The sequence below is a fragment of the Akkermansiaceae bacterium genome (genome assembly GCA_017798145.1).
Taxonomy (GTDB): domain Bacteria; phylum Verrucomicrobiota; class Verrucomicrobiia; order Verrucomicrobiales; family Akkermansiaceae; genus Luteolibacter.
Genome location: CP059069.1, coordinates 4,177,696 through 4,202,971, shown reverse-complemented (window position 1 = coordinate 4,202,971; position 25,276 = coordinate 4,177,696). Strand labels below are relative to the sequence as shown.

Sequence of the window (25,276 nt, the reverse complement as noted above, 5' to 3'; positions counted from 1 at the left end):
CCATGGTCACCTTCCGGAAAGCCTCGCCGCCGTCGCCGCATCCAGGCTGAAATGCTCGGTGCCATATGGCTTGAAAGGCTCCTTTTCCAGAACCTGGTATTCGAAGGCCTTGACCGGCTGCATCCCCTCCACCTCGGACATCAGGTAAACGCGTATCGTCATCGCCTCCATCCCCGTCCCTCCCTCCAGCTTTTTCACGGAGAACTGCACCTCGTTCGCACCTAGCCGCGCCCCGCCTATCACCACCTCCGCCTCCTTCGCGTTGGCGAAGCGGTGGCGGCTGATCTTGTTCACCTGCACCTGCACCTCCCGCCCCGGGCAAAAGACATAGACCTTGGCGATCGTCGTCGCAGGGTTTGCGGCAATGGGCACCGTTGGAACGATCCCCGATGGCTGGGCCTCCGGCACGCCGTGAAGGTAGCTAAGATCCCCTTTCGCCAGTTCCGTCCGCACCTCCGGCAGCGCAGTCAGGTTCACGAAATCCGCATTGTCATAGAGCCAGCCACGCGCACCTCTCACGAAAGAGAGGACAAGCAAGTTGTCGGTCGGCTCGCCACCTACCCCGAAATCGACCTTGCCGAAGTAAGCCGCCTTCGCCGTGGCACCGTTCCGCTTCGCCTCAAGGAAAGCCAGTCCGTCGAGCGACGGCGGCGGCGCAGGCAGATCGAACACCGTTGCCGGGAAGGGGCGTTTTTCGGAGAGGATGCGGTTGCGCACCAACACGCGCCGGTGCTCCGCCGTCACCTGCTGCCACGTTGCCGCGTCCCTCTCGATGAGGGACTTCCGCCAGATCCCATACGTCCTTTCCAACTCCGGCCTCAGGGTTTCCTGCGCCCCGCCCAAGGATGACAAAACCAGAGTGAGTGCCAAAATATGCCCTTTCATGGACGAAACGATTGGACAAAAGCCCCAAAACCACAACAAACAAATCCATGCCCGCACGGATACGTCCGCCTGCGCCGCATTCCAGCCATGAGCCAAATTCTGCAAAAGGTAGCACCCATCGGAGAGTCGAGGGACAGGGAACTGCTGAAATCCGCCTCCAGCTACGTGTATGCGAGTCACGGGGACACCGATCTCCTGGCCCATGTCTTCTTTCCCGAAGGTGCTGCCGACACATCGCGCCCGGCCGTCGCGTTTTTCCACGGCGGCTTCTGGGACACGCCCATGGTCACTCAGTTCGTCCCGCACTGCCACCACTTCGCCAGCCGCGGCGCGGTCGCCGTGGCCTTCGAGTACCGCACATCATCCAAGAACGGCACCGGCCCGATGGAAGCCATCGGCGATGCGCAGGCCGCATTCGCATGGCTCGCCGAGAACGCCGATCTGCTGGGGATCGATCCGGCAGCCATCACCGTCGCCGGGGCGGCGGGCGGAGCCTTCCTCGCCCTCCATCTCGCCATGCGGAAAACTGTCAAGAATAGCGGGGCTCCCCCTCACCCGAAGGCCGCCATCCTCTTCAGCGCCCTCGTCAACACCAGCCCGAAAGGCCAGCTCGCCGCCCGCTTCCCGGACAGCAAGAGAGCCAAGGCCTCCAGCCCCGGCACCCTGCTCCGCCGCAAGCTGCCCCCAATGCTTTTCCTGCATGGGAAATCAGACCGCGTGACCCCGTTCGAAGAGGTTGCCTCCTTTTGCCGCAGGACGAAATGGCGCAGGAACAAATGCACGCTCCTGGACTTCAGCGGAGCCGAGCACAGCTTCTTCAACTTCAATGTCCACCACGGGAACTTCGAGATGACAGTCAGCGCCGCCGACCATTTCCTCACCGATCTCGGCGTCATACCGCCGGCTCCCGAGGAGACCTAGGCAGCCGCAGGAAATCAGATGGACTCCACCCCGTGGCTGGTGCCGGGATCTTCCTTGGCGGCCTTGGGCTCGGCGGGCGGCGCTTGTTTGTTCGCTCCAGCCTCATCGAGTTTCCCCAGGTATGCAGGCAGCTCAACGCCGACGTTCTTGGCGATCTCGTGCAGCGGCGGCACCGCACCTGCCAGACCCGAGAGGAAATTCGCGGTGCTGGTCTTGCCATCCGCGCCGGTGCCGCTGTCCCAGACGGTGATCTTGTCGATCTTGAGGTTCGCGATCGCCTGAACCTGCTCGCGGACAAGCTGCGGCAGTAGCTCGGTGACGAGCATCTGCTGCGCCCCGCCCGGTCCCATGCAGGCCTTGATGAGATCCTCGAAGCCCTTCGCCTTGCCGGCGAGGACAGCCTGCGCACCTTCGGCCTCCGCGAGGAGCTTGGCCTTCAGGCCGCTCGCCTCCGCCTCTTTTACGAAAATGATGCCGTCCGCCTCCGCCTGTTTCTCGGCGCGGACGGCGTCCGCCTTGCCCTGCTGGATGCGCCGAACCTTTTCGGCCTCCGCATCCGCCTCGACGATCTGGCGCTCCTTCGCAACCTGCGCGGGCACCACGATGTCCGCATACTGGCTGGCCTTGTCGCGTTCCGCACGCTGCTTCTCCGCCGCCTGCTCGGAAACGTAGGCCTCTTCCAAAACCTTCGCCTCGGCCACCTTCTCCGCCGCCGTCGCGATGCGCTCCGCCTCGGCCTGTGCCGCGCGCCGGGTGGCATCCGAATTCGCGATCTCCACAAGGGATGTGTTCTCCCCCTTGGTCGCCTCCGCGTTCGCCGCCGCCACGCTGATCCGCTTGTCCCTCTGCATCGCGGCCGCGCCGCTCTCGCCGTCGCGATCCGCCATGGCTACCTTGACCTTCGCTTCCGCAATCGCTTTGGACGCGGCTTCCTGGCCGAGTGCATCGATGTAGCCCGAGGCGTCAGTGATGTCCTGGACGTTGACGTTGATGAGGCGCAGTCCGACCTTTTTCAGCTCGACCTCCACACCCATGGAAATGTTCTGGATGAGCTTGTCCCGGTCCGCGTTGATTTCCTCGATGTCCATCGTGGCGATGACCACACGCATCTGGCCGAAGATGATGTCCTTCGCCAGTTCCTTGATGTGCTCCATGTTCAGTCCCAGCATGCGCTCCGCAGCATTCTCCATCACACCCGGTTCGGTGGAGATGCCGACGGTGAAGGTCGATGGCGTGTTGACCCGGATATTCTGCTTGGAGAGCGCGCCCTCAAGGCGGATATCGATGGGAAGCGGGGTAAGATCGAGGTATTGGTAATCCTGGATCACCGGCCAGACGAAAGCCGCACCGCCGTGGTGGCAGTGTGCCGATTTGCCCCCGCCCACCTTGCCGTAAACCACCAGGATCTTGTCCGACGGGCAGCGGCGGTAGCGCATGGCGACCCACGCAAGCAAAATGAAAGCGAAGACGATGAGAACGATGAGGCCGATGATGAATTCCATGGGATGTTTGTGTGTTCGGGATTAGGGGAAATAGTTTTCGACCGGCTCGACGATGAGCGTGGAGGCACCGACCTTTTCGATCACCTGCACCTTGGTGCCGGGCTTGAGCGGCTCGGGGCCGCGCTGCAAGGCCTCCGCAGTGACGAGGCGGCCCTGGATCATGGTCTCCACCTGCCCACCCGGGCCCTTTGCGGGCGGGATGGTCACATACACCGTACCCGGCTGGCCAACCGCGTTTGCGTAGTCCATCGTGCCGCTGTCGGAAAGTTTCACCAGGCTCTTCATCAGGAGATAGATCAGGAACATCATGACAACCCCCACCATCCCCGCCAAGAATATCACAACCGGCATGGAAAGCCCCATCCGCATAAAACCCACCGCCGTCCACCCGAAGCCCGTGAAAAAGGCGGTGATCGACTTCAGGGAAAGCATCCCCACCCCCGTGTCGTGGTGATCCGCCCCATCCGCGCCGGAGAAATCCCCACCGTGCCCATCCGAATCCCCGAAAAAGAACATCGTAACCGTCTGGAGCAGCAGCAGAACGGCGGAGAGGATCGCAATGCCGTAGAAAAACTTCAGGCCGAAGCTCAATCCATCCCACCAAACATTAATGAAATCGGGCATCTGTCAGGAATGTGTTTGCCCACGCTCCGCCTTGCAAGAAGAATTGAAACCGCTCCGACGGCCTTGATCCGCCGCAAAATGCGGACACCCTGTAAGTCCTTATGCGCCGAGTCCCGTTGCTTGCCCTCTTTTTCCTAGGCGGATGCCAGACACTCCATTTCTACGGACAGGGAGTGCGCGGACAGGCTGAGATACTGCGGAAATCCCGCCCCAATGCAAAGCTGCTGGCCGCGCCGGGGACATCCGCCGCCCTGAGGGAAAAGCTGCTTCTGGCGCAGGAGCTATGCGACTTCGCAAGCGAGGATCTGGCGCTGCCGGGGGATTCCTCATACCACCGCTATGCGGATCTGGGAAGGCGGCATGTGGTGTTCGTCCTGTACGCGGCCCGGGAGTTTTCCCTGGAACCCAAGACCTGGCGCTACCCCATCATCGGCGAGCTGGATTACCGCGGCTATTTCGAGGAAGAGGATGCCCTCGCCTACGCGGAAAAACTGCGCGCGGAGGGCTACGAGATCCACCTCGGCGGCACCAACGCCTACTCGACGCTCGGGGTTTTCCACGATCCCCTGCTGAACACCTTCATCGACTACCCTGAAATCGACTTCGCCGAGCTCATTTTCCACGAACTGACCCACCGCCGCATTTTCCGCAAAGGGGACACAAGCTTCAACGAATCCCTGGCGAACCTTGTCCAGGAGGAAGGCACGATGAAGTATCTGCGTGCGAAGGGACGGACGTCGGAACTGGCCGATTACGGGGAGCGACTGGCCCGAAGGAGGGATTTCTACGCCGAGATCGAGGTCACGCGGGTGCAGTTGGAAAAGCTCTACCGCTCGCCCTTGCCGGAGGCTGAAATGAGGGAGCGGAAACAGGCGATCCTTTCCGAGCTCAAGTCGCGCGCGCGGGCGTTGCAGGCGCGATGGGGGACCAAGGCCTTGGAAGGCTGGCTGGAGCAGGATCTGACCAACGCCCACCTGCTTGCGCTCATCACCTACAACAGCGAAATGCCCCGCTTCCGGAAATTGCTGGAGGATAGCGGCGGGGATTTCGATAGGTTCTTCAGGGAAATCGAAAACGAGCAATGACCGCCTCCGCGAGGATTCGTCGGTCTTTGGGATTTGAACTTTGGGACTCAGCCGCTTAGAAGGGCGCATGCGCTCCCTGCCATTCCTGCTTTTCCTGGCCCTGCTGCCCTCCTGCTCGCCGATCTCCGGCGGCGGCGGCGACTACTGGGGGAACAAGCCGGGGCCGCAGGGATTCCGGACAGTGGTGATCGATGCAGGCCACGGCGGCAAGGATCCCGGTGCCATCTCCCGCCACACCGGCCAGCGCGAGAAAGATGCGAACCTCGATCTCGCCAGGCGCCTCCGTTCCGAGCTTTCCGGCTCCTTCCGCACGGTGATGATCCGCTCCGGCGACCGCTTCGTGGATCTCGACGAGCGCGTGAAGCTCGCCAACCGCTATGGCGATGCGATCCTCGTCAGCCTACATTTCAATGCCGGCCAATCCAACCGGCGCGGCCCTGAGACATATTGGTGGCGGGTGGACTCGCATGGTCTCGCCGTCCGCTGCCAGAGGGCGATGAAATCCGTCTCGCCATATTCCGCAAACGCCGGGCTGAGCCGCCGCCGCCTGCGCCTGACGCGGAATCCTTCCATCCCCTGCGTCCTGCTAGAAGGCGGTTACATGAGCCACCCCTCGGAAGCCCGCCAGATCAGCTCCGCCTCGCACCGCGACAGGCTGGCGAAAGCCATCGCCAAGGCCATTCGCGACCAGGCGGCGCACGGCGATGAGGGAACCGGCCCGAGGCAGAGATTCATCAAGGCACCACCGAGCCGGGCAACGGATGCGCCCGGCACGTGATGGCAATCACGAGCAGGCTTGCTTCACCTTGGCCACATCGACGGCTTCGTGGAAGTCGTCGTTGATCAGGCAGACCGGGGCGGTGCCGCAGGAGGCGAGGCACTCGGCGAACTCGACCGAGTATTTCCCGCAGGGGGAAACGGAAATCGGATGGTGGTGTGGATCCGCGGCGGTGCGGTCGATGCCGAATTCCTTGCAGAGACCTTCCATCAGCTCATAGCTGCCGCCCAGCGCGCAGGAGAGGGTGCGGCAGACGCGCACATGGTATTTGCCCGGGGCATATTGGCGGAAGCCGGGATAGAAGGTCACAACTTCCAGCACCTTGATCGGCTCCAGCGAAAGTTTCGCCGCGACCCATTCCACGGCTTGCTCCGAGATGAAACCGAACCTGTGCTGGACGATATGCAGCAAAGGGAGAACGGCGGAGCGCTTGCTTTCCGGATAGTGGGAGATGCGCTCGTCGGCCTCCGATTCGAGGGCGGCCGTTACGGAGAAGGCTGGGAAATGGGCACTGCCGGGGGAATCCTGCAAAGTCATGGAATCGGAGGAGGGCGTGGGAGACATCGATTATTTGACGAGTTTTTCGAGTTCGGCAAGGTTCCGCCCGTCTCGGCTGACGATCTCGCCCTTCAGGTCACAGACGATGACCGAGGGGATTCCACTCACCCCATGGTTGAAACCCTTCTTGAAAGAGCCCACCTTGGAATGCTTGAGCTGGGGCCAGGGCATTTTCTTGTCCTTTGCGTAGCCTTCCATCGCGTCTTCGTCACTGTCGCTGCTGATGAGCACAAGCTCGAATTTCTCGTTCTTGTTCTTGTTGTAGAAATCCACGAGGCTGGGCGTGAATGCCTGGCAGGGAGGGCACCAGGAGGCGGTGTAGTAGAAAACGTAATATTGGGTCGGCTTGGCCGTGGGCTCATGCTTCGAAAGTTTCTTGCCATCGAGGATCACAAGGTTGCCATCGAGGACATCATCGAAAACGCTGGGTTGCGAGACCACTTCCGGGACACTCGGATCCTTCCAATCGTCAAGGCGCTTCGCATCATCTGCGGACAGGTCTTTTGCCGCGAGTGTCACGGTCTTGCCGTTCCTCATGCGGAAAGTTCCTGTTTTGGCTCCGTCAGCTTCTTTGACGCTGACAAGCTCCATGCTGGCGGTTCGCCCGTCTGCGCTTGTCCAGGTCTCGTATCCCGCGTGGGCGGCGGAGGCGATGCAGAATGCAAGCAGCGTTGTGATGAGTTTCATTTTGGTGTTGGTTGGATCCATTCAGCGGACGGCCTAACGGTCACATTCCCCCATCACGAAGTCAAGCGATCCGAGGATGGCTGGGATATCGGAAACCATGTGTCCCTTGAGGAGTTTCGAGACGATGGAGAGGTTGCAGAAGGAGGGGCTGCGGATTTTCAGGCGGTTCGGCACCCCGCCGCCCTTGGAGTGGATGTAGAAACCCAGCTCGCCCTTGGGGTTTTCCGCCGCGAAATAGACTTCGCCCTCCGGGGCGTCGATGCCCTGGGTCGCGACGATGAAATGGTGGATCAGCTCCTCCATGGACATCATCACGCGCTCCTTCGCCGGGAGCATGCCTTTCGGGTCGGCGATGTTCACCGGCCCGGCCGGCATGGTGTCGAGCACCTGGCGGCAGATCCGGATCGACTGGCGCATCTCCTCCATGCGGATCTGGTAGCGGGCGTAGCAATCGCCCTCATCGGCGATGGGGATGTCGAAGTCGTAATTCTCGTAGCCGAGGTAGGGGCTGTTTTTCCGCAGGTCGCGATCCACCCCGGATGCCCGCAGGTTGGGGCCCGTCATGCCGTAGGAGATGGCCGACTCCCTGGAAATCACTCCGATGTCGATCATGCGGTCACGGAAGATCTTGTTGTTGTCTAGGAGCCTGGCGATTTCCCCGATGGCGACCTCGCACTCCTCGAGGAAGGTGCGGACGGCGGCATCGAAGCCCGGAGGCATGTCGCGGAGCTGGCCGCCGACACGGGTGTAGGAGGTGGTGAAACGCGCGCCGGTGAGCTGCTCGCAGAGGTTGTAGATCTTTTCCCGCTCGGTGAAGGTGTAGAGGAAAACCGTCATCGCACCCACATCCATGGCGCAGACACCCACACCGAGCATGTGCGCGGAGATGCGCGCCAGCTCGCAGCAAAGGACGCGCAGCGCCTGGCCGCGAGGCGGGAGTTCCCAGCCCATGAGCTTCTCCACGGCGCAGGCATAGGCGACGTTGTTTGCGAGCGGGGCGAGGTAGTCGAGCCGGTCGGTGTATGGCACGAACTGGTTGTAGTGCATGTTTTCCGCGATCTTCTCGTCGCCGCGGTGCAGGAATCCGACATCGGGATCTGCGGAGTGGATCACCTCGCCGTCCAGCTCAAGGATCAGGCGAAGGACGCCATGGGTGGCGGGATGGGACGGCCCCATGTTCAGAACCATGCGCTCGCCTACGAGATCGTCCGTTTCTTCCTGATAGGACTCCACGGCTTTGGCGGCTTTCCCCAAGGTGTCCGGGGCCTCATATTGGGTGGAAATGCTCATATGTTCGCTTGCGGGCAATAAGCACCCAAAGCGCCCCCCATCGCAAGGGCTTTATCGGTTTTTTCAAAACCTAGGATTTGCCGTAGCGCTCGCGGAACTGGCGCAGCAGGTCATCGACCCTATCCGTGGAAGCCGGTTTCTCGGCAGCATCTTCCGGGAGGTCTGCCGGGCCGCCCTGGAACGCCTCAACCGGGGATTCCGGCCGTGGATCGGCCTGATGCGGCGGTTCCGACGAAAATGCGGGCTGAGCTGGGGCTGAAAAGTTGGCGGGCGGAGCACCAGCATCGGCGCCCGGCGAGGATGAGAAGGGATTTTCCAGCGGCTGCACCGCTGGTGAGTTGCCTTGGTATGCCGCGATGGCGGCCTCCGGGGAGAAATTCGTGGGCACTTCGATCGGATTCTCCACCGCAGGGGCGGATACCGGCGGCTGCGGTGGGGCGACAGCGCTTGAGGGGGCTTCCGCGGCGATGGGAAAAGCCGGAGCAGGCGCGGCGACAACAGGCTCGGGAAAGGCGTTTGGCGTGGATTCCAGGTTGGGCGGAGCCGGTTCAGGCGTTGCTGGCGCGGGAATGCCTTCGGCATGATCTGACACGGCGAAGCCTGACTGCGGTTTTTCCACCGGCTGAATGGCGGCCTCATCCTTGGGCGTTCCACCCCAGTTTTCTGCGGCTCCCTTGATGATGCCGCGTGCATAGGTGGGGGGATGGCCCTCGCCCAGACTGCCGAGGATTTTCTCGCCCATGCCGGGCGAGCGGGACTCGATGATGGCCAGCATCCCCCTCCTGTCGAGAGGGGCAAGCTCCACGGTGACCTCGGAAAGCCTGTCCGCCAAGCCACCGCTGAGGCGCGGCAGGAAGGCGCTTTCCCAGACATCCTGGTTCACCGAAAGGATGACCTCCGCGCGCTCCACCGACTGTCGGAGCGAGCCGAGGAAGGATGCGAAGCGCAGGGCAGCCGCCTCGTCGGAGGAGAAGCCCTCCAGCTCATCGGCGACAAGCACCACCCGCATCTGGGAGCCCATGAGTCCGAGCAGCGCCACGAGCCGCTCGTGCGCGGCCGACTCTGCGGACGGCGAGTCGAAAACATGTGCGGCAAGGGCGCGCACTCTTCCGGGATTGTCGATCGGGGTCGCGGCGAAGCGGAACATCGTGTCCACCCAGAACGAAACCTCCCGCAGCGGCAGGCCGATTCTTTGGGCGAGCTCCAGCGAAAGGCGCGGCCCCAGAAGCTCGAAGTTTTCCCGGGCCCAGTGGGCGGTGACGGCGGCGGGATGGTGGAAATCGAAGGTCTCGACGGGGCGGCTGCGGAGGGCGCTGAGGGCACCCTCGCGATCCTGGCATGGCACCTCGCCGGAGTTCACGAGCGGCTGGAGGGAGGAGGAAAAAAGCCGCCTTGCCACCAGATCCAGCACCGTAAGGCCGCCGGCGGCGGGAAGCGGGCGAACGAGGCGGCGCAGGGTGTCCTCCAGGACTGTCAGGGCATCGATGCGGCTGCCACCGGTGGCATGGAGGGGGATGAACTCATGGGAGCCGCCGAGATCGTGGAGGAGCTTGGTGAGAAGGTGCGTCTTGCCGTGCCCGGCGCGCGGAGCCTTGAGCAGGATGAAATGGCCGGGGCTTTCGATCGGGACGGAGAGTTTTTCCCTGAGGGTTTCGCGCGCCTCGCGGTTCACGGATTCCGAGTGGGCTGCGGGCGGTTTCCCGAAGGTTTCGAAGAGCTGCTGAAAAGGATGGTCGCCGGACATGTTCAAGGAGGGATTGATCGGCGCTAGCATGGGAAGCTTTCGGGAATGCCACAAGCGATTTCCCGGCACCTGCGGAAAAACGGCGGAAGCGGCTGCCGCTCATTCCTCCTGCCGGAAGTAATCCTCCGGGGACATGGGCGGGAGCAGCTCGCGCTTCAGGACGCTTTCCGCCGGCGGCACTTTCAGCTCGGACTCAAGGAAGGTGATGGCCTGGGCGACGCCATACACTGGGTAGCGGTCGCGGGTGCGCTCCCAGAGGCCGGTGAGTATCTCGTAGGCCTTTTCACGGCTAGGGAAAACGGAGTCGATCAGCTTGTCCACGGGTTGTGCGGGATCCTCATGGTAGCCGAGTGTGTAGAGCAGGCTGAGCATGGTGGCGGTGTTCGCATTCTGCTCAGCGTGCAGCCTCCTTGCCATTGCCAGCGCCTCCTTCTCCCTGCCGGGGACGCGCGCCAGGGAGTAGAGGGCGAAGCGAGAGGTAAGCGCGCGCGAGTTGCCCATTTCCACCGCGGTCATGTAGGCATCATATGATTCCTGGTAGGCCTTGGCCGGGTCCCCAAAGGCGGAGATCTTGTTCGAGTCGGAAAGCAGGTAGCCGAGCCTCTCCCAGAGGACGGAATCGCCCGGATTATTGCGGATGCCGCGCTCGAGGAAGGCACGACCCGAGAGGATGGAGTCCTTCCATGCCTGCTTGCGCCGCAATGCGGGCAGCGTGGAATCGTAGAGATAATAGGACGCCTCGTTGTATGCCTGGTGCCAGCTGCCGGTGTCCCAGTAGTAGCGGGTGCGGGGCGCGAGATCGACGATGAGATCGTAGCATTCCTCAATGTCCTCCCATTTCTGCTCGTTGAAAAACCCGAAGGCGCGAAGGTTCCAGATGGTTGCGACCAGAGTCCTCATCCCGCCCAGGGAGACCGCGAAAAACGTCTGGCCGATGCGATCCGAAGTCCGCACCTCGAGCCTGGGCGGCAGCAGGCCGGAGGCGCGCAGGTCATTGTCCAACCCTTTCTCGAAAGGCATGCGCACCGCCCCCATCGCAAGGACTGCGGCGGCGAGGACCATATACCGTTTTCCCTGCGTCATGGGTTTTCAGAATTCCTTTTTGGCGAAGACAAACCACGATGCGAGCACATAGAACACGAAGTAGAAAAGCGCGACGAGCGTGAGCTTCAGGAGGATCGCGAGCGGCATCACCTGCCCCTCGATGACGGCATCGATGACGTTGAAGAGCTGGAAATCCGGGATCGCCAGGGAGAACAGCAGGCTTGCGCCGCGGATCAGCAGGCCATCGCCCGTGCCGTCCCCGCCGCCCGTGAAAACGGAGCGGGCGTCCGCCTGGAAATGGCCGATGAAATAGATCAGGAAGGAGATGTTCGTGGTGAAAAGCGTGCTGCTGGAGAACGTGGAGATGAGCAGCGCCAGGGAGGCGATGATGGAAGCCCGCAGGAACACGGAGAAGACCGCTCCCTGCAGCGAGGCCGTCGGCCCATGGGAGAGGATTTCCTCCCTGAGGATGGCGATGTCCTGAGCGGGCCAGCCCCTGGACTCCGCAAGGGCCACCTGCTCCGTGAGGATCATGTTGGTCCGCAGTTGCAGGGCGCCTGTCATCAGGAGATCCATGAGTGCGAGCGAGACGAAGACAAGCAGAAGCACGCCGAGGAGCTTCCCGGCGAGGTAATCGAGCCTCGGCACCGGCTTGGCAAGGATCGTGTAGAGAGTCCTGTCCTCCACGTCCTTGGGCAGCAGCAGGGCGGTGGAGACGACGGAAATCACCAGTGCGAAAAGCGTCATCGCGCCAAGCGACCAGCTCTTGATGTTGCGGAGCACGCGCACCCCCTCGGACTCGGGCCCGACGTGCTGCGGGAGGCTGAAGAAGTTGCTGGCGATGAGGATGACAGCGAAGAAGGCGAGGAAATAGAAGACCTTCATCCGCACCAGTTGCGTGAAGGCGTGCCGGGCGATGACGCCGATCCGTGAAGCATGGGATAGCATGTTAGAGAGCGCGTTCATTTCGTGAAATCAGTTGGAGTCCTCCCGCTTGCGGGTCTCGCGCAGGAACAGCCGCTCCAGCGTCGTCCTCGGCTTGCCGCTGCGCACCAGTTCCGCGGCGCCGTCTTCGGCGATAAGCGCGCCTATCCTGGCGACAAGCTCCGGGCTGGCGTTTTTCATCACCATTTCCGTCTGGTCCTCGATGGCGATGAGATCGTCCAGCCTGCCCTCTTTCACCATCTTGCCACGGAAAATGATTCCGACATGGTCGCAGACTTCCTGCACCTGCTCAAGGAGGTGGGAGCAAAGGAATACCGTGATGCCCTGCTCGCGGAGCTTGAAGATTAGGTCGCGGATTTCCCTGGAACCCACCGGATCGACCCCCGCCGTCGGCTCATCGAGGATCACCAGCCTCGGCTCCTGGATCAGCGCCTGCGCCAGGCCGATGCGCTGCAGCATGCCCTTCGAGTAGCCGCCGATCCGGCGGTGGCTGGCACCGGCCAGATCGACGAGTTCAAGGAGTTCCTTCACCCGGTCGCCGAGCTTTGCGCCCTTGATGCCGCAGAGCTTGCCATAGAATTTCAGAGTCTCCTCGCCGCTCAGGTGCTTGTAGAAATAGGGGTTTTCCGGCAGGAATCCAACCTCGTTGCGCGAGTCCACCTTGAGCGAGTCTTTTCCGAAAATCGAGCAATCCCCGGAAGTCGGCGCGACCAGCCCGAGCAAGGCCTTCATCGTCGTGGATTTCCCCGAACCATTCGGGCCGATGAGACCATAGACCTCGCCGGGCATGATGCGGATCGAGACATCGTCCACCGCCCGCAGCGGCTGGCGCTTGAATGAGGTTTTGAAATCCTTCACCAAATTGCGGATCTCTACGGCTGGCGTGGCTTCGGTCATGGACAGGGGAAAAGGTGATGGAGCTTTCCGCGTGATGCAATTCCTTTCCGCCCCATCCATGGTGACCGTTCCAAAATCGCTGCGCTTCTGTAATTGCCAGCCGCCCTGCCATCGGCTAATCGTGGTTTGTTATGAAAAAGCGATTGATGAAAACAGCCAAACTCGCCCTGGGACTCTTCGCTGCGCTCGCGCTGCCAAGTTGCTTCCAGAGTGAGACCACGATCACGCTCAACAAGGACGGCAGCGGCACCATCGTCGAGGAAACCCTGCTGGGTGCCCAGATGATGGCGATGATGACCCAGTTCGCCCAGCCGGGGCAGCCGGATCCGGTTGCAGAGATGTTCAAGGAGGAAAAAGCCAGGAAGAAGCTGGCAACGATGGGAGAGGGAGTCGAATACGTGAAGACAGAGATGATCGACAAGGACGGCCGCAAGGGCGCGCGCATCCACTACAAGTTCGCGGACATCAACAAGATCTCTGTCAGCCCCGGCGATGCCGTCGATGACATGCAGGAAGGCGACGGCGAGGCACCGGCGGAGGCGGGCAAGGATAAGGATAGCGCGAAATTCCAATATGCCGACGGCAAGCTCAAGATCATCGTCCCGCCTGCGGATTTCGATGAGCTGAACATGGACGATGCGGAGGGAGGGGATCCCCAGCAGATGGCGATGATGAAGCCGATGCTTGCGGAGATGCGCGTTTCCATGAAACTGGTCATCGCGGATGGCATCGCCGAGACCAATGCCAGCTATGTCGATGGCAACGCGATCACCCTCATGGATGTCCAGGTCGGCAAGATGCTCGACCACGGTGACGCCATCAAAAAGATCGCTGAAACCGCCAAGACCGATATGGCTGCCGCCAAGGCAGAGTTCGCAAAACTCGATGGCATCAAGATGGAGACCAAGGACGATGTCACCGTCACGCTGAAGTGAACCATCCCCGAACCCTCACAAGGCCGCAGCGCCCGACAAATCGCCAAGCGAACATCCGTTCGCTTGGTTTTTTTTGCGGAAAGCGGCCGTGGGCGATGCTCACCACAAGCCGTATTTCCCGTAGGCCATGGCGTAGATGCCCATCAGGAAATTCGCGACAAAATGCATGACCACACATGCGCCGAGGCTCTTGCTCCAGACGCAGAGCAGGTAGGTGAGCGAGCCATAGACGAATGCCCCCGCCCAATCGACGGGCGCATGTGCCAGCATGAAAAGTCCTGTGACGATGGCGTAGCTTTTCCAGTGCGCACGGCCGAAGGGCTGCTTCCAGTAGTCCCCTTCCCAATCCATGCAGAAGCGCATGACGAAGCCGCGCCAGAAAATCTCCTCCACCAGCGCGACCACCACCGCCGCCCGCAGGAAGCGCATGGCCAGCGAGACCCAGTAGGCTGCGGGGTTCTCGAAAATCCCGGGATCGAAACCGTCGTCGCGCTTGGCGATGCCGAGCCATTTCATCCAACCCTCGGTCTCGCCGGAGAGCCGCCAGTGATCGTAGAGCGTGGTCGGCAGCAGCCAGAAACCGATGCCAACGGCACCGAAGGCCACGCCGGCGAGAGACCATTTCAGGCTCCAGTCGAACGTGAAGAACTTCCAGAAATACGCGAGCAAGCCCAGCACCACGACCGTCTGGATCGGGTAGATCCACTGCGCCACATCCTGCTGCCACCAAGGCGCTTTCGGGTGTTCCATTCCGAAAAACACATCCGCAAGCTGCAGCAGGATCAGGAACACCATGAACACCCCGAAAGGCACCACATGCGCCTTCGTCAGCTTGTCCGGGTTCTCCAGATCGGAATCCAATGGCTCTTCTCAGGGTTAAAGATTAGGAATTCAAAGTTTCGAGACGAAGCGCCCCATGCGGTCCATCGCCGTGCGGAGATCCTCCATGCCGGTCGCATAGCAGCAGCGGAGGAAGCCCTCGCCGCTTGGCCCGAAGGCTCCGCCGGGGACGGCGGCGACGCTTTCCTGTTCGAGCAGGCGCATGGCGAAATCCCTTGAGGACAGGCCAGTGCTGCGGATGTCCGGGAACACGTAGAACGCGCCGCCGGGGGTGTGGCATCCGAGGCCGATCTCGTTGAGTCGCTTCACCAGGAAATCTCGTCTCTGGTGGTAGCTGTCCTTCATTTTCTCCATGGCAGGGGTTCCGTTTTCCAGCGCCTCGATGGCCGCGTTCTGGCTCATGATCGGGGCGCAGAGCATGGAGTATTGGTGAATTTTCATCATCGCCTCGATGATGGGCTGTGGTGCGCAGGCATAGCCGAGTCGAAAGCCTGTCATCGCGAAGGCTTTCGAAAAGCCATGCATGAGGATGGTGCGTTCCTTCATCCCCGGAAGCGAGGCGATGGAAACGTGCCTGATCCCGTCGTAGCGTAGCTCCGAATAGATCTCATCCGCCAGGACGATGAGATCGTGCTTCACGGCCAGTTTCGCAATCCCCTCCAGATCCTCGTTGGAGGCCACGGCTCCGGTCGGGTTGGTCGGGAAATTCAGCATCAGCACCCGGCTCCTCGGCGTAATCGCTTTTTCGAGCGCACCGGGCTTCAGGGAAAAGCCATCCTCCTTGGTCGTCTCCACGGAAACTGCGACCCCGTGGGCCATGACGATGCTCGGCGAGTAGGAAACGTAGCAGGGCTCGTGGTAGATCACCTCGTCGCCGGGGTTCAGCAGTGCGCGGAGTGCGATGTCGATGGCTTCCGAGACACCGACCGTCACGAGCACTTCCTTCGCGGGGTCGTAGTCCACATCGAAGAATCCGCCGACGTATTTGGAAATGGATTTCCGCAGGCTCAGGAGGCCGAGGTTGGCGGTGTAGGTGGTCTGGCCTTTTTCGAGCGAATAGATCGCAGCCTCCCGGATGTGCCAGGGGGTGACGAAGTCCGGCTCGCCCACGCCCAGGGAGATCACGTCGTCGCGACCGATGACGAGATCGAAGAAATCCCGGATCCCGGATCTCGGGATCGAGGCCACGTGGCGCGCTATTTTCGCTGAATAATCCATGGGTAGGCCGCCCGGGAGCGGGGCGCGAATCAAACCCGCCATCCCCCGCCGCGTCAATCCCATCTTGGCCGGGCAATCCTTTGCTTTCCATGCCTGCCTTTCCTCTTCCATAAAGCAAAGATCCCGTGTTGGATTCCGCCGCCCATGTCCACCGAAGCCATCCTATCCACCGCAAGGCAATACCTGGAGGTCGATCCCACCACGCCTATCACCATGATCCCGATCAAGCGGGGGGCATCCGGGCGCACCATCGTGAGGGTGAAAACACCCGTGCACGACGATTTCATCGGCATCCACTGGACCGACGAGCGGGAGGACAATGAGCAGTTCGTCCCGATCGCGGAGTTCCTCATAAATGCGCGCTTCAATGTGCCGGAAATCCTTTACGACCGCTCCCAGCACAACGTCGCGCTCGTCGAGGATTTGGGGGATGTGGACCTGCTTTCCTTGAAGGACAGGCCGTTCAAGGAGCGCCTCCCCTTCTACCGCTCCGCTCTGGAGCAGGTGGATCGGCTTTTCTACGCGAAGGTGCCTGCCGACCTGGAACTCATGCCGCCCTTCGATGCGGATCTCTACCGCTGGGAGCAACGGTATTTCTTCGACCACTTCATCGAGGATTTCCTTGGAGAAAGTCCGGTCGCGCTGGAGAAAAACGAGGCCTTCACCGAGATGGCCGCCAAGCTGGGCGCATCCCACAAGCACCTCGTCCATCGTGATTTCCAATCCCAGAACCTCCTCATCAAGGACGGCAAGCTTTACATGATCGACTTCCAAGGGCTACGCCGGGGACGCCAGGAATACGACCTCGCCTCGCTCATTTTCGATCCCTACATGGACCACTCCGGGGACGAGCGCGAACAACTCCTGGATCTCTGGGAGGACATTTCCGACGAGCGCCCGGAGACATCCCTGTTCCACAAATGCGCAGCGCAGCGCCTGATGCAGGCCTTGGGGGCGTTTGGCAACATCCTCACGAACAAGGGCGATGACTGGTACCGCCAGCACATCCCCGTTGCTGTGAAGTCCCTGCGATTTGTCATCAGGAATAGCTCCATCGAGCCTATCCTCACCCCCATTCTCAACAAGCATTTCCCGTAGAGAAATGGTCTCCTCCCATTGGAAGCATTCCGCTTTCACCCTCGACATCATTCCCAATTCGGACATTTTACGCGTAGAAATGTAATCCGTATCACGTGAGACATATCCTGAGATCCGATACCACCGATTTTGCATGGGATGCCTTTTTCCATCACAGTCCGATCAGCACCCAGGCGTTCGACCCTTCAGGCCAAACAATTCGCTTCAACAAAGCCTGGTCACTTCTATTCGGCTACACCGACGAAGAAGCCTACGCATTCAACATACTCAAGGACGCGAACTTCAAAACCTGCGGGGCGGACAAACTCATTCTCAGCGCTTTCGAGGGAAACGTCGTCACAATCCCCCCACTGCCTTTTCCTGTGCGCGGCAGAGAAACCTCCGTCCGCTGGATAGGCGGTACACTTTACCCGGTAAAAAACTCGGACGGATCACTCCATGAAGTCACCGTCGTCCACCATGATGTGACGGATCTCAAAGCAGCTGAGGAGCTCATACGCAGACTTCTCCGCTCAGACCCATCCTGCCCATCGCAGGAAAACCTCGCCCATCAGGCACTCACTCACATACAAGGCTACAAACCGGTCCGCGCCCTGCCGGACTTTTCCGATCCAAAGCCATTGATCAATCTCGGACTCACCCGCAAGGAAGCCGAAGTCCTGCTGTGGGTCGCTCAGGGAAAATCAAATTCCGAAGCCGCCATCATTCTTAACATCACTGTAAGCACGGTAAAAAAACACATGGAGCATGTCTTCGAAAAACTCAGCGTCGAAAAGCGAGGCGCAGCCAGCCTCATCGCCATAGAAGCAATTACCGACCAAACTACGCCCTAAGACGTATTTTCCAAATTCGCTGCTTCTGGGAAGATGGCGAGATGTTTCTTCGCTCCAACATCATTCTGGCGGTTCTTATCTCCGCCAATGCCAGCGCGACTACCTTCTTGGTGAACAATGCCAATGATTCCGGAGCTGGCTCTTTGCGTCAGGCGATTTCCGATGCAAATGCTCGACCAGGCCCCGATCAGATCCGGTGCGACACACGGCAGATTTTCATCACCGACTCCAATGCGCTTCCAGTCATAACTGATACCGTGGATCTCGTCGGTGATGCAGGCCTGGGAAGCGCCCCCACCACCCCTGGGTTCACCATTCTCGGCAACGGCAACAGCACATCCTTACTTCGTCTGAGTGCCGGTGCCGCTGGATCCACCATCCGCGGTCTTCGCATCGCCTACACCGCCACCGGCACTTCCTGCATTCAGGTGGATGCATCCGATACCTCCATCTTCAACTGCCATATCGGCGTCGCAAGCAACGGTCGTTACCTGCCCCCTAATGGGATCTTGGTCGCCAGCGGCAACGGCACCGGCATTACCAGCAATGCCCGCCGTTTCCGCCTCGGCCAACCCGGCGACACCTTCCGCAATGTTCTCGCTGCTCCCATACTCATCAATTCATACAATGCCATCATCGAAAACAACCACTTCGGGATATCTGCTGACGGAACCGGAGCTGTATTTCTCCCGGGAGAGGCACCTCCCAACCAAACCCATCTTTTCCTGAATGTGGGAGCCACCCGGGTCGGAGGAACTACCCCTGCGCAAAGCAACTACTTCGCTGGAGCGACGCGGGGCATCGTTTGCTTTCCAAAACCGGTAGGTTGCGACATCCTCGGCAATGTTTTCGGATTCCTAAAAAACGGAACCCCCAACGCCCTCTCTGGAGTCGGCATCACCTATGACGACCTCTATAGCACGCAGGATGATCTCAGCACTCGTATCTCCTCGAACTTCTTCCATTGCCAAGGCTCTGCCATTCAAATCTTCTCCCACGCGAACAACACCGTTCCAGCAGTGGAAATCACCGCCAATCAGATCGGCATAAGCCCGGCGGGGATCGAAACATTTCCCGGAAGAGGCATCGATATCACATCATCTGCGCCCATCACTTGCCGAGATAACATTCTGAGAAACTGTGCCTCTGCTGGCATCACGCTCACATCCTCTACGCCCTACACGGCAACCGCCCCCGGCCTGCGCTCCATTCCTGCCTTCGATACCTATGCGGATGTTTCCCAGAACTCCATAACCGGCATCCTCGGCGGCCCACCGATCCTGCTGGCGCCCACGCCGACCACCACCGCCAATGCCCCGAACGACAACCTCGATCCCGATAGCGGCCCGAATGCACTGCTAAACGCCCCTGTGCTGACGTCCGTCTACCGCCCCAGCACCAGTTCCACGCTCGTCCAAGGCAGCTTTAACAGCCTCCCTAACCAAACATTCACCATCTATTTCTTCAGCGACCGCAGTGGTGTGATCAATCCCGGCCCCCGGGATCTGTTAGGTAGCCAAACGGTCACTACGGCTGCCAATGGCAACGCCACCCTATCAGCCACTCTCCCCGGCACTTCATCTGGCCAACTGATCACCGCCATCGCCACAAGCTCAAGCCTTCCCGCCGGCCCCCACTGCAGCCCCGTTTCGCTGCCCGCTCAGGTTCCTAGCTCCGGCCGTTTCGTCCTCACCAACAATCCTATATCCGCCGCAGAGGGCCAAAGCGCCATCCTCCAAATCAATCGAATCAATGGCAGCAATGGCGCCACCTCCGTACGGGTCATCACCTCACCGCTGAGCGCCACCGCCACCCCAGGCAGCGATTGGTCGCTGACTGGCACCGATCTACCCGATGGCACCGTCAATTTCGCCCACGGCCAAACATCGCGAACCATCACTCTTAACGCCCTCCAGGACGACATCGATGAACCACAGACCGAGTCCATCAGCATCTCGCTAAGCGAACCATCTAACGGAAGTTCTGCCGATACAACTCCCAAGATCGGCAATCTGATCGATGACGATGCCTCTCCCACCATTGCCATCACGCCCGTCACGATTTTGGAAGGAAACGAAGGTGCCACCCCCATCGCCACCTTTACCGCCGCGCTCTCACGGCCATGTGAACGCATCGCCCGCCAAGCCGCCGTAGTCACCGGAACTGGGGTAAATCCCACCGACTTTACGGACACAGGAACGCCAAGCGTTGTCAGCGTCTCGCCTTCTGTCTTTCAAATCCAAGTGCCGATCCGTGGCGACAATGCCTACGAGCCGGATGAAACATTCTCGCTCAGCACCACCCTGGAACTCACCACTGCCAACCCCGGTGTATTTGAAACCATCAACTCCTCGCCTGCCATCGGAACCGTCCTCAACGACGATACCTTGCCCGCCCAAGTCGTCACTTTCACGGCTTCCGGTGTGCTGGTTGACGAAGATGTGGGCACCATCACCGCCACCGTGCAGCGCAGTAGCGGAGTCGGCACGGTGGAGGTCAAAGTCCTCGCGCTTGACATCAACTCCACCCGTGGCAGCGACTACCTCGGTGCCAATTCCACCACTCTCACCTTCCTGCCCGGTGTGCTCACCCAATCCGTAACTTACACCATTGTTGACGACCCGTTTCATGAAGACAGAGAGTCCTTCGCCCTCACTCTCGTGGAGGCGGGCGGCATAGGCATAGGTGCGAATAATACTTTCACCGTCAGAATCAAAAACAACGACCCATTTCCCAGTGTCTCCCTCGCCGATGCAACTCTCTCGGAAGGCGACGATTTCCAGACGCTCAATCTCACCCTCAACCTCTCCATCGCCAGCAAACTCCGCAGTCACATTACCTGCAGCACCCGCAGTGACTCAGCTATCGCCGACGAGGATTTCAAATCTGACGAAAGCGTGATCGACTTCCCCCCGGGATCCACTGCAGCAACCTACTCTGTCAATATCCTCGGGGATCGGACGTTTGAGCCGAACGAGTCATTTTACATCGATCTCTCCCTCGCCTTTGGACTGCAAATCTCCACCTTTTCGGCAAAAGTCACACTCTTGAATGACGATCCCGACCATCCTGTGATTTCCTTCCAAAACCTACCCGTCAGCGTTCCGGAAAACACTGGCAACGTCGAGCTACGCATCCAGCGCAACGGACAAACGGACATTCCCTCCCAATTCAAGATCGATGTGTCTTCTGCCAGCACTGCCAGCGGTAGTTCCGACTTCACCCTTCCTGATGTTGTCCACACCATACCCTCGGGAGATACAGAGCTCATCGTCCCACTCGCGGTCCTGAATGACTCGATTCATGAATCGGCAGAATCCATTGTGCTAGAGCTGGTGCCAGTCGATGCCACCACGGCCACAGGCGCGCCCAGCACTACTTCGATAGAGATCCTTGATGACGACCTGCTGCTCACCCCTCAACTTCTGCTGTCCCAGCCTGAGAGTAATCCCATACTCAGCGGGGAAAGCCGCGACTTTGGGACTGTGATCTCCGGAACCACGGCTGATCTGACATTTTTCGTCTCCAATCCCGGCACCAGCCCGCTCACAGGCTGTTCTGCCACGATTTCTGGCCCAGATGCGGCAGCATTTTCGCTCGTCGCAACCACACCTGCGACCCTCCAGCCATTGGCGCCCGCAGTTCAGATGATTCTGCGTTTCAGCGCTAGCACCGCCGGAGCAAAAACCGCCACGCTTGCTTACACAAGTGCCTTGGGGACTGTCAGCATCCCCCTCAAGGCCAATTCTTTGGTCCTCTCCGCCACTGTGGATTCTGATAACGATGGACTGAGTGATTTGGCAGAATACCAACTGCGTGAGCTTGGCTTTGATTACGCCATCGCGCAGCCGGACCTCGTCGCCAGCCTGATGTCCGGCAGTAATGCGGCTGGGCTTTTCACCCAATCACAGCTCGGTGCACTGCATGTCCCCAGCCCATTGCTTGCACGCAATCCCACTACGGGTGAATTTACCCTCACGATCGGAGTTAGGAAATCCAGCAACCTTACATCATTCACAGCGTTTCCCATGAGCGCTCCGCAAACCCTAATCAATCCAGCAGGGAAACTCGAGTTCCGCTTCACTTCCCCGGACAACAAAGCCTTCTACCTACTGGAATCCAATCCCTGATATACCGGCAAGTCACCCGATCAGCCGCCGCATCGGGATCATGTTCGAGTATTCGAAGCCCTGTTTCCTGAAGAATTCCTGGCTCTCGGCGCTGATCTTGTCTGTCAGGAGAGTGATGCGGAGGAAGTCCTTCTGCTTCGCATACTCGACCACGTGGTCGAGCAGCATGGTGCCGTAGCCCTGTCCACGGTGATGCGGATGAATCACCACATCCTCCATCAGGATCACGAAGCCGCCGCGCGCGGTTGAGATCGTGAACAGCATGTTCACCATGCCGAAGATCTGGTCGTTGTTCCTCACCACGGCGATTCGCCCCCGGCTCGGCTGCTCAAGGATCAGCCGCAGCCCGCGTTCCTGCACCTCGCGGTCGGGCTGGAAATCACCGTCAGACATGGAGAAAAGCTCCATCACCAGCTCGGTCAAGGCCGGCAGGTCATCCATGGTGGCCATCTCCACCCTCGGCGCATCCTCATCAACCTGCGCGCCCTCGTGCAAGAGCTCCTCCGAAGTCGCAGCCAGATCCATGCCCCCAGTGTGGGATGCGCATCCAAAAAATACAGGACTTTTTCCGGCACGACCGGAGTCGGTGGTCCGCCCAGCCCTACCCAGGGGAAATTTTCCCGATCGCGGCTTTCATTTTCCCAAGCCCCTCCAGCATCCGTTGCCTCGGGCAGGCGAAGTTGAAGCGCACGTATCCCGACCAGCCGAAGGCCGCTCCGTCGGAGAGGAACAATCCGGCTTCCTTCTCGAAAAAACTCGCAGGATGTTCCACACCCAGCTGGCGTGCGTCGATCCATGCGAGGTAGGTCGCTTCCGGGGCGATGATGGAGAGCCCATCGCACTCCTCGGTGATGAACCTGACAAGCTCGTCGCGGTTGGCCTTGAGGTAGCCGATGAGTTCCCTCCTCCACGGCTCGGCATCCTTGTAGGCGGCCTCAGCGGCGTGATAGGAGAGCGCGTTGATCTCGGCAAGAGTATGGCCTTTCGCGGCGGAAAATTTCCTCCTCACCGAGTCGTCGGGGATGATCGCAAAGGCATAGCCCAACCCGGCGATGTTCCAGGTCTTGCTCGGGGAAAGCAGGGTGATGGTGCGCTTGGCGAGATTTTCCGGGAGCTGGAGCGCAGAGAAATGCGGGGTGGTCGCCTCGTCGAGAATCAGATCGCAGTGGATTTCATCCGAAACCAGAACCAGCCCGTGCCTTTCGCAAAATTCGGCAACTCGTACGATCTCCTCCTCGGTGAATACTCGGCCGAGCGGATTCTGTGGATTGCAAAGCAGGAAAACCTTTGTCCTATCGGTTACCGAGGACTCCATCCTCGCCCAGTCGAACACCCAGCGCCCGTTTTCGAAAACATGATCCACCGTCAGCAGCCGCGCGCCCGCATCCTTGTGCACATTGAGGAACGGATAATAGACCGGGATGCAGGTCATCACCTCATCGCCGCTTCCACAGAACGCCCGGGCGGCAAGGGAAAGAGCCGGAACCAAGCCCCCAAGGTGGATCAGGTGATCCTCGTCAAGGGAGACCTGCCTGCGGGTTTCCAGGTAGGCGCGCACCGCATCCACCAGGCCGGGATGTGCCTGCGCATATCCGAACACACCATGATCCACCCGCCTGTGCAGGGCATTTAGGATCGCCGGAGCCGATGCGAAATCCATGTCCGCCACCCAGAACGGATCGAGCTCCGGCCTGCGGTCGTACTTGATGCAGCCCGTCCCTTGCCTCGCGATCACCGTATCGAAATCAAATCCCATAGCCAGGCGAAGCTGCCGGGAGTGGAGGCGGTTTGCAAGCGCGGCGCGATGGCAAGGCTACAATCCCGCATGCAGGCTGATTCCCGCGGCCTCCAGCTTCTCGGCCATCTCCCTCGCGAACGCAGCCGGGCTTTCTCCTGAGAAAATCACATCCATATCCCAAAGTTCCATTTCCTCATCGGTCTCCTCACCGAAGGGCAATTCAGGGGCTTCAGGCGGAGTCAGATCCGCCGGATAGGTGAAACCTTCCTCTCCCATATCCTTCACCCCGGGAAGCTTCATGAACTCCGCGATGGCCTTCTCGTAAACCGCAAAATCGTCGTCGTATTGCCTGAACTGGGCCTCACGCTTTTTCGCCTTCGCATGTGCCCTGTAAACGAGCTTCCGCAGCCTGTGAGGCTCCCCCCCATCAAGGCCATGCATCAGGTGATAGGCGAGGAGAAGGCTGCCATGGTACTGCTCGGACTTTGAATGGGGATCGACCGGCTGCTGCGATGGGCCGGTGCCGCCCGGCGCCCTCGGCACCGGCTTTGTCCCCGCCCACTGGCTGGCGGTCATCCCGAGAAGCGTCTCAAACGCCAATGGCTTTCTCCTTTTGGAAGCATCCTTGATTTTCCCCAGGACACTGGGCGGCTTGAACGCGCCAAGGCTCAAGGGGATGTGGCTGATGTATTCCGCGATGCCCTCCGTAACCGCGATGGGAAGATATTGGAGTGCATCGGCCATCAGCATATGGGTGATTTCATGCACCACCGTATCCAGCGAAAAATCCTCGTTGCGCCGGTAGCCGCTCTTCGAATCCGTCAAACCCAGCGACTCGACGGGAACCATGAAAACTTTCCTGTCGCCCATGTAAACGCCACCCGACCACGTCGGCGCTCCGGCCGCGACGTAGCTCTGGCGCGTCTTGTAAAGCTCGGCCTTGAAACGCCCGCCATCGGGGCTGGCCATGATGCCCCACGGCGAGGCCTGCATCAGCCGGTGGGTAAGCTCGAAGATGCGCCCCACATCCAGCCGCACCTGGGAGCCGAGCTCCACCTCGGATTTCAGCTCGAAATGCTCCGTCAGGTAATATGTCAGGCCGTTCTTGGACCGCTCCTCATCCACGGTGATCCTGACATCACTGAGATTCATCCGCAGTTCCTTGGGCCAGCCATTCCAATCCGGAATGATCTCCGCACCTGCTTCCTGTGCATGGGCGGCATCCTGAGCGGAGAGCATCCCGTATGGCACATCCACCACCTTTCCGCCTGCCAGCTTCAGCTTCACGCCGTCCGCATTCAGCCCGATGAGTTCGCCCCTGATCGTGCGCCCATCCTTGCTCGTCCAATCCCGCACCTCCCCGGCCATGCAGTTTGCCACCAGCACCGCCAGCATGGCACCCAGCCTAAGAGCATCTTTTTTCATTTTGCTTTTTCTACATGCCACAGGCATCCGAACCAGCAAAAATGCAGCGCTAAATTGATGAGTCAGGCTAATTCGCATTCCAATCCGCCGCACTTGGCA

At 60.2% G+C, this 25,276-nt stretch carries 22 protein-coding genes and 1 pseudogene; 8 read left to right on the top strand and 15 right to left on the bottom strand.

The annotated features are described in order from the left end of the window. Positions 1 to 6: 6 nt before the first annotated feature. Positions 7 to 885: a hypothetical protein gene (locus HZ994_17970; protein QTN34124.1), complete on the bottom strand. Its 879-nt coding sequence runs from the start codon at positions 883 to 885 to the stop codon at positions 7 to 9. Positions 886 to 972: 87 nt separating this feature from the next. On the opposite strand from HZ994_17970, the gene HZ994_17965 reads away from it, so the two are divergent. Beyond that, on the top strand, positions 973 to 1,806 hold the full coding sequence (locus HZ994_17965) for an alpha/beta hydrolase (GenBank protein QTN34123.1): 834 nt from the start codon (positions 973 to 975) through the stop codon (positions 1,804 to 1,806). 14 nt (positions 1,807 to 1,820) lie between these two features. Here the strand turns inward: HZ994_17965 and HZ994_17960 are convergent, their stop codons facing one another. Both HZ994_17960 and HZ994_17955 read right to left on the bottom strand, forming a co-directional pair. After that, a complete protein-coding gene (locus HZ994_17960) occupies positions 1,821 to 3,308 on the bottom strand; it encodes a flotillin family protein (protein QTN34122.1) in 1,488 nt (495 codons plus the stop codon). A 21-nt stretch (positions 3,309 to 3,329) separates the two neighbouring features. Continuing rightward, positions 3,330 to 3,932: an NfeD family protein gene (locus tag HZ994_17955; GenBank protein QTN34121.1), complete on the bottom strand. Its 603-nt coding sequence runs from the start codon at positions 3,930 to 3,932 to the stop codon at positions 3,330 to 3,332. 101 nt (positions 3,933 to 4,033) lie between these two features. On the opposite strand from HZ994_17955, the gene HZ994_17950 reads away from it, so the two are divergent. Next, a complete protein-coding gene (locus HZ994_17950) occupies positions 4,034 to 5,017 on the top strand; it encodes an aminopeptidase (GenBank protein ID QTN34120.1) in 984 nt (327 codons plus the stop codon). Positions 5,018 to 5,084: 67 nt separating this feature from the next. Further along, complete coding sequence (locus HZ994_17945) at positions 5,085 to 5,795, top strand: N-acetylmuramoyl-L-alanine amidase (GenBank protein ID QTN34119.1); 711 nt, start codon at positions 5,085 to 5,087, stop codon at positions 5,793 to 5,795. 6 nt (positions 5,796 to 5,801) lie between these two features. Here the strand turns inward: HZ994_17945 and HZ994_17940 are convergent, their stop codons facing one another. From HZ994_17940 to HZ994_17910, 7 genes are all read right to left on the bottom strand, one after another. Then, entirely contained in the window at positions 5,802 to 6,332 is a 531-nt protein-coding gene (locus HZ994_17940) for an NAD(P)H-dependent oxidoreductase subunit E (GenBank protein QTN34118.1), read from the bottom strand. A 30-nt stretch (positions 6,333 to 6,362) separates the two neighbouring features. Beyond that, positions 6,363 to 7,040 (bottom strand): redoxin family protein, encoded by a 678-nt coding sequence (locus HZ994_17935; GenBank protein QTN34117.1) that lies wholly within the window; start codon positions 7,038 to 7,040, stop codon positions 6,363 to 6,365. Between the two features lie 33 nt (positions 7,041 to 7,073). Next, on the bottom strand, positions 7,074 to 8,330 hold the full coding sequence (nuoD, locus tag HZ994_17930; protein QTN34116.1) for an NADH dehydrogenase (quinone) subunit D: 1,257 nt from the start codon (positions 8,328 to 8,330) through the stop codon (positions 7,074 to 7,076). Between the two features lie 70 nt (positions 8,331 to 8,400). Beyond that, positions 8,401 to 10,104 carry a hypothetical protein gene (locus tag HZ994_17925; protein QTN34115.1) on the bottom strand — a complete coding sequence of 568 codons (1,704 nt, stop codon included), beginning with the start codon at positions 10,102 to 10,104 and terminating at the stop codon, positions 8,401 to 8,403. 69 nt (positions 10,105 to 10,173) lie between these two features. Then, the gene (locus HZ994_17920; protein QTN34114.1) at positions 10,174 to 11,157 is read right to left on the bottom strand and encodes a hypothetical protein; all 984 of its coding nucleotides are present in this window, start codon (positions 11,155 to 11,157) and stop codon (positions 10,174 to 10,176) included. A 6-nt stretch (positions 11,158 to 11,163) separates the two neighbouring features. Then, positions 11,164 to 12,084, bottom strand: a complete 921-nt coding sequence (locus tag HZ994_17915) for a hypothetical protein (protein QTN34113.1) — start codon at positions 12,082 to 12,084, stop codon at positions 11,164 to 11,166. Between the two features lie 9 nt (positions 12,085 to 12,093). Further along, entirely contained in the window at positions 12,094 to 12,960 is an 867-nt protein-coding gene (locus tag HZ994_17910) for an ABC transporter ATP-binding protein (protein ID QTN34112.1), read from the bottom strand. A 146-nt stretch (positions 12,961 to 13,106) separates the two neighbouring features. Between HZ994_17910 and HZ994_17905 the strand changes: the two genes are divergently transcribed. After that, positions 13,107 to 13,895: a hypothetical protein gene (locus HZ994_17905; GenBank protein QTN34111.1), complete on the top strand. Its 789-nt coding sequence runs from the start codon at positions 13,107 to 13,109 to the stop codon at positions 13,893 to 13,895. A 99-nt stretch (positions 13,896 to 13,994) separates the two neighbouring features. Here the strand turns inward: HZ994_17905 and HZ994_17900 are convergent, their stop codons facing one another. Both HZ994_17900 and HZ994_17895 read right to left on the bottom strand, forming a co-directional pair. Then, positions 13,995 to 14,756, bottom strand: a complete 762-nt coding sequence (locus HZ994_17900) for a CAAX prenyl protease-related protein (GenBank protein ID QTN34110.1) — start codon at positions 14,754 to 14,756, stop codon at positions 13,995 to 13,997. Positions 14,757 to 14,786: 30 nt separating this feature from the next. Then, positions 14,787 to 15,953 carry an aminotransferase class I/II-fold pyridoxal phosphate-dependent enzyme gene (locus HZ994_17895; GenBank protein QTN34439.1) on the bottom strand — a complete coding sequence of 389 codons (1,167 nt, stop codon included), beginning with the start codon at positions 15,951 to 15,953 and terminating at the stop codon, positions 14,787 to 14,789. A 144-nt stretch (positions 15,954 to 16,097) separates the two neighbouring features. Here HZ994_17895 and HZ994_17890 point away from each other — a divergent pair, with 144 nt between their 5' ends. From HZ994_17890 to HZ994_17875, 4 genes and pseudogenes are all read left to right on the top strand, one after another. Next, positions 16,098 to 17,051, top strand: a complete 954-nt coding sequence (locus HZ994_17890; protein ID QTN34109.1) for a phosphotransferase — start codon at positions 16,098 to 16,100, stop codon at positions 17,049 to 17,051. 95 nt (positions 17,052 to 17,146) lie between these two features. Then, positions 17,147 to 17,542 (top strand): annotated as a pseudogene (locus HZ994_17885) (PAS domain S-box protein). Next, a complete protein-coding gene (locus HZ994_17880) occupies positions 17,444 to 17,884 on the top strand; it encodes a helix-turn-helix transcriptional regulator (protein QTN34438.1) in 441 nt (146 codons plus the stop codon). The pseudogene HZ994_17885 and the gene HZ994_17880 overlap by 99 nt, the downstream one beginning before the upstream one ends. Before the next feature lie 41 nt (positions 17,885 to 17,925). Further along, on the top strand, positions 17,926 to 22,014 hold the full coding sequence (locus HZ994_17875) for a hypothetical protein (GenBank protein QTN34108.1): 4,089 nt from the start codon (positions 17,926 to 17,928) through the stop codon (positions 22,012 to 22,014). A gap of 12 nt (positions 22,015 to 22,026) precedes the next feature. Here the strand turns inward: HZ994_17875 and HZ994_17870 are convergent, their stop codons facing one another. The 3 genes from HZ994_17870 to HZ994_17860 all read right to left on the bottom strand — a co-directional run bounded on the left by HZ994_17870 (position 22,027) and on the right by HZ994_17860 (position 25,177). Next, the gene (locus HZ994_17870) at positions 22,027 to 22,539 is read right to left on the bottom strand and encodes a GNAT family N-acetyltransferase (GenBank protein QTN34107.1); all 513 of its coding nucleotides are present in this window, start codon (positions 22,537 to 22,539) and stop codon (positions 22,027 to 22,029) included. Between the two features lie 76 nt (positions 22,540 to 22,615). Then, the gene (locus tag HZ994_17865; GenBank protein ID QTN34106.1) at positions 22,616 to 23,770 is read right to left on the bottom strand and encodes a putative C-S lyase; all 1,155 of its coding nucleotides are present in this window, start codon (positions 23,768 to 23,770) and stop codon (positions 22,616 to 22,618) included. Positions 23,771 to 23,827: 57 nt separating this feature from the next. Further along, positions 23,828 to 25,177: a hypothetical protein gene (locus tag HZ994_17860; protein ID QTN34105.1), complete on the bottom strand. Its 1,350-nt coding sequence runs from the start codon at positions 25,175 to 25,177 to the stop codon at positions 23,828 to 23,830. Positions 25,178 to 25,276 lie beyond the last annotated feature (99 nt).